Raw genomic sequence first — 1,221 nt, forward strand, 5'->3', positions numbered from 1 at the left:
TGACATGTGTAGCTGACGAATACTAATCGATCGAGGACTTAACTAAATTTTTGTTTGATGATTGTTTACTTCTTATCTAGTTTTCAGGGTATAACATTTTCGCAAGAAAATACTTATAAAAAAGTTAAATTTTTTATAAAAAACACTTGCAAAACTCTGAAAAACATAATATAATATATCTTGTCCTTGCGAGAAACAAAGACGAAGTGATATAAGATCTGGTGACAATAGCGAAGAGGTCACACCTGTTCCCATGCCGAACACAGTAGTTAAGCTCTTCAGCGCCGATGGTAGTTGGGCTTAAGCCCCGCAAGAGTAGGACGTCGCCAGGCAGTACGGAGGATTAGCTCAGCTGGGAGAGCACCTGCCTTACAAGCAGGGGGTCGCAGGTTCGAGCCCTGCATCCTCCACCATCTTGCCGGCCTAGCTCAATTGGTAGAGCAACTGACTTGTAATCAGTAGGTTGGGGGTTCAAGTCCTCTGGCCGGCACCAGTAATCGCGAGCCATTAGCTCAGTTGGTAGAGCATCTGACTTTTAATCAGAGGGTCGAAGGTTCGAATCCTTCATGGCTCACCATTTAGCGGGTGTGGTGGAATTGGCAGACACGCTAGACTTAGGATCTAGTGTCTTACGACGTGGGGGTTCAAGTCCCTCCACCCGCACTTCGCGAAAGTAGTTCAGTGGTAGAACACCACCTTGCCAAGGTGGGGGTCGCGGGTTCGAATCCCGTCTTTCGCTCCATTTCCAAATTCCAAAATCCATGCCGGGGTGGTGGAATTGGCAGACACACAGGACTTAAAATCCTGCGGTAGGTGACTATCGTGCCGGTTCAAGTCCGGCCCTCGGCACCATGCGCCCGTAGCTCAATTGGATAGAGCGTTTGACTACGGATCAAGAGGTTAGGGGTTCGACTCCTCTCGGGCGCGCCATTATCGGGAAGTAGCTCAGCTTGGTAGAGCACTTGGTTTGGGACCAAGGGGTCGCAGGTTCGAATCCTGTCTTCCCGACCATTTACAATTTAATGTTTTGTGGGGCCTTAGCTCAGCTGGGAGAGCGCCTGCTTTGCACGCAGGAGGTCAGCGGTTCGATCCCGCTAGGCTCCACCATTTTTTATGCCTTCGGGCATATTTGACCATTGAAAACTGAATAACACACACAGTAATGTTAAGAAATAAAGTAAGACAAGCTAGTGCTTGAAACCAGAGTAAAGTATTACTCAT

At 48.0% G+C, this 1,221-nt stretch carries 9 tRNA genes and 1 rRNA gene; all 10 read left to right on the forward strand.

The features are described 5' to 3' along the window. Positions 1–217: 217 nt before the first annotated feature. The 10 genes from rrf (at position 218) to BM390_RS15205 (ending at position 1,107) form a co-directional block, all read left to right on the forward strand. Positions 218–332 (forward strand): 5S ribosomal RNA (gene rrf / locus BM390_RS15160). Positions 333–337: 5 nt separating this feature from the next. Further along, positions 338–413: transfer RNA gene (locus tag BM390_RS15165), tRNA-Val, on the forward strand. Positions 414–417: 4 nt separating this feature from the next. Beyond that, a tRNA-Thr gene (locus tag BM390_RS15170) sits at positions 418–493 on the forward strand. 8 nt (positions 494–501) lie between these two features. Then, a tRNA-Lys gene (locus tag BM390_RS15175) sits at positions 502–577 on the forward strand. 4 nt (positions 578–581) lie between these two features. Continuing rightward, positions 582–663, forward strand: a tRNA-Leu gene (locus tag BM390_RS15180). 4 nt (positions 664–667) lie between these two features. Continuing rightward, positions 668–742: transfer RNA gene (locus BM390_RS15185), tRNA-Gly, on the forward strand. 21 nt (positions 743–763) lie between these two features. Then, positions 764–852, forward strand: a tRNA-Leu gene (locus tag BM390_RS15190). A gap of 1 nt (position 853) precedes the next feature. Next, positions 854–930, forward strand: a tRNA-Arg gene (locus BM390_RS15195). Positions 931–934: 4 nt separating this feature from the next. Further along, positions 935–1,011 (forward strand) — tRNA-Pro (locus BM390_RS15200). Between the two features lie 20 nt (positions 1,012–1,031). Continuing rightward, positions 1,032–1,107: transfer RNA gene (locus BM390_RS15205), tRNA-Ala, on the forward strand. Positions 1,108–1,221: the final 114 nt, after the last annotated feature.

It is taken from the genome of Halolactibacillus miurensis (assembly GCF_900116255.1).
Taxonomy (GTDB): Bacteria; Bacillota; Bacilli; order Bacillales; family Amphibacillaceae; genus Halolactibacillus; species Halolactibacillus miurensis.